The organism is Plantactinospora mayteni (genome assembly GCF_016862935.1).
In the GTDB taxonomy this organism is placed as follows: domain Bacteria; phylum Actinomycetota; class Actinomycetes; order Mycobacteriales; family Micromonosporaceae; genus Plantactinospora; species Plantactinospora mayteni.
Genome location: NZ_BONX01000059.1, coordinates 1 through 2,368 on the forward strand (window position 1 = coordinate 1; position 2,368 = coordinate 2,368).

Consider the following 2,368-nt stretch of genomic DNA (forward strand, 5'->3'; position numbering starts at 1 on the left):
GCTGAGCCACCGGGCCCGCGCCGGGTCGGCTAGCGGCGGCGGCGGGCGACCAGCACGGCGTCGGCGATGTTCACCTCGTGTCCCTCCGGATCCACTCTGGACCGGGGTCGGGTCTCGGCGGCCAGCACCGTCCAGGCGCTCGGGTCGAGCGCGGAGGCGACCTCCTCGGCGGTGAACATCATGTCCGGGAAGTGCATCCGGTGCGCCGAGGTACGCAGGTCGGACGGGTGGTGCCCGACGACCAGCAGGGTGCCGCCGGGGGCCACCGCGGCGGCGAGCCGGGCGAACAGCTCCCGTCGCGCCGCCCCGGGCAGGTGCATGTACTGCGACGACACCAGGTCGTACCGGCCCTCGGCGGGCGGCTGCTCGCGCAGGTCCGCGTGCAGCCAGTCGATCCGGGCGGCGACCTCGGCACCGGCCGCCTCGGCGTGCCCGGCGGCCCGGCCGAGTGCGACGGTCGAGATGTCCACCCCGGTCACCTGCCAGCCCCGCTCGGCCAGCCAGATGGCGTCGGCGCCCTCTCCGCTGCCGACGTCGAGGGCCCGGCCCGGCGCCAGTTCCGCCGCCTCGGCGACGAGTTGGAGGTTGGGGTGCCCGCTCCAGATCGCCGGGCGGGCCCGGTAACGCTCCTCCCAGCCCTCCTGCTCGAAGATCGTGTGCACCTGGTGCCGGTAGGACTCGACGGCGTCCCGGGTCTCCTCGGCGACCAGGTCGGCGTTGATGGTCGCCCCGGCCAGCAACCCGGACGCGGCTGCCGAGATCACCTGGGCACGTACGTCTGCCACGTTGCCCGCCACCCAGACCCCCGGTGCCGCCAGCCCGCTCGGGTCGGCCGGGATCTGGCTGCCGACGACGTGCCCGCCCATCTCCACGTCGACCGGCTTGACCCCGAGCGACTCCAGCACGCCGGCCCGGGCGGTGAACCGGGGCGCGACCACGACCGCGTCGAGCGCGACGACCTCGCCCGAGGCCAGGCGTACCCCGGTGAGCGTGTCGTCGACCACCTCCAGCCCCGCGACCGGGCCCGGGACGACCGGGATGGCCCGGGCGGCGAGTTGTTCGGCGTCGGCCGGCTCCAGTTCCGGGGCGTGGTGCGTCAGCAGCATCACCTGCGAACTCCACTGCCGCCACAGGTTCACCTGGTGCATCGCCACGGCGGTCGGCCCGGTGACCAGTACGCCGATCCGGCGGTCCCGCACCTCCCAGCCGTGGCAGTACGGGCAGTGCAGCACGTCGCGACCCCACCGCCCGGCCAGCCCGGGCAGTTCGGGCAACTCGTCGACCAACCCGGTCGTCACCAGCAGCCGCCGGGCCCGCAACTCGGCCCCGCCGTCCAGGGTCAGCCGGAACCCGTCGCCGTCCCGGGCGGCCGTCCCGACCCGACCGGTCAGGATCTCGCCGCCGTACCCGATCACCTCGGCACGCCCGTCCGCCACCAGTTCGGCCGGCGGAGTGCTCTCCCGGCCGAGGTAGTTGTGCACCCGGTCGGCCGGTGCGTTGCGCGGTTCGCCGGCGTCCACCACCAGCACCGACCGCCGGGCCCGGGCCAGCGCCAGGGCTCCGGCCAGCCCGGCGGCCCCGCCACCGACGACCACCACGTCGTACGTCTTCTCCATGCTGCGCTTCCCTTCCTCAGGCGGTACGCGTCCACGGTGCGCGCGGAGGAGCCGCTCGGCAACTATCCTTGCCGGTATGGCAAAGGACGAGTTCGCGCTGACCTCGGTCGGCCCCCGGCTGCGACAGCTACGCACGCAGCGGGGCAGCACGCTCACCCAGCTCGCCGAGGTCACCGGCATCTCGGTGAGTACCCTGTCCCGGCTGGAGTCCGGCGGTCGCAAGCCGACCCTGGAGCTGCTGCTGCCGCTCGCCCGGGCCTTCCAGGTCTCGCTCGACGAGCTGGTCGACGCGCCCGCCACCGCCGACCCCCGGGTGCATCCCCGGCCGATCGTCCGGCACGGCGTCACGTTCCTCCCGCTGACCCGCCGGCCGGGCGGCTTGCAGGCGTTCAAGCAGATCCTGCCGCCGAACACCCCGAGTGGCGAGCCGGAACAGCAGACCCACGAGGGCTACGAGTGGCTCTACGTGCTCTCCGGGCGGCTGCGGCTGCTGCTCGGCGAGCACGACCTGATCCTGACCCCCGGCGAGGTCGCCGAGTTCGACACCCGGGTCCCGCACCACGTCTCCAACCCCGGCCCGGGGGTCACCGAGGTGCTCTCCCTCTTCGGCCCACAGGGCGAACGCCTGCACGTCCGGGCCCGCCCGTCGGCCCGCTGAGCCGGACCGTGCGGGCAGACCGTGCGGCAGGACCGTGCGGCAGGACCGTGCGGCAGGACCGTGCGGCAGGACCGTGCGGCAGGACCGTGTGGCA

At 74.6% G+C, this 2,368-nt stretch carries 2 protein-coding genes; one reads left to right on the forward strand and one right to left on the reverse strand.

The features are described 5' to 3' along the window. Positions 1-29: 29 nt before the first annotated feature. Complete coding sequence (locus Pma05_RS36895; protein WP_203862164.1) at positions 30-1,616, reverse strand: methyltransferase domain-containing protein; 1,587 nt, start codon at positions 1,614-1,616, stop codon at positions 30-32. Positions 1,617-1,692: 76 nt separating this feature from the next. Between Pma05_RS36895 and Pma05_RS36900 the strand changes: the two genes are divergently transcribed. Then, positions 1,693-2,274: a helix-turn-helix domain-containing protein gene (locus tag Pma05_RS36900; protein WP_203862165.1), complete on the forward strand. Its 582-nt coding sequence runs from the start codon at positions 1,693-1,695 to the stop codon at positions 2,272-2,274. Positions 2,275-2,368: the final 94 nt, after the last annotated feature.

Bases quoted from the DNA above. Each gene is read 5' to 3' on its own strand.
- Pma05_RS36895 (WP_203862164.1), bottom strand. From the start codon at position 1,616: ATGGAGAAGACGTACGACGTGGTGGTCGTCGGTGGCGGGGCCGCCGGG.
- Pma05_RS36900 (WP_203862165.1), top strand. From the start codon at position 1,693: ATGGCAAAGGACGAGTTCGCGCTGACCTCGGTCGGCCCCCGGCTGCGA.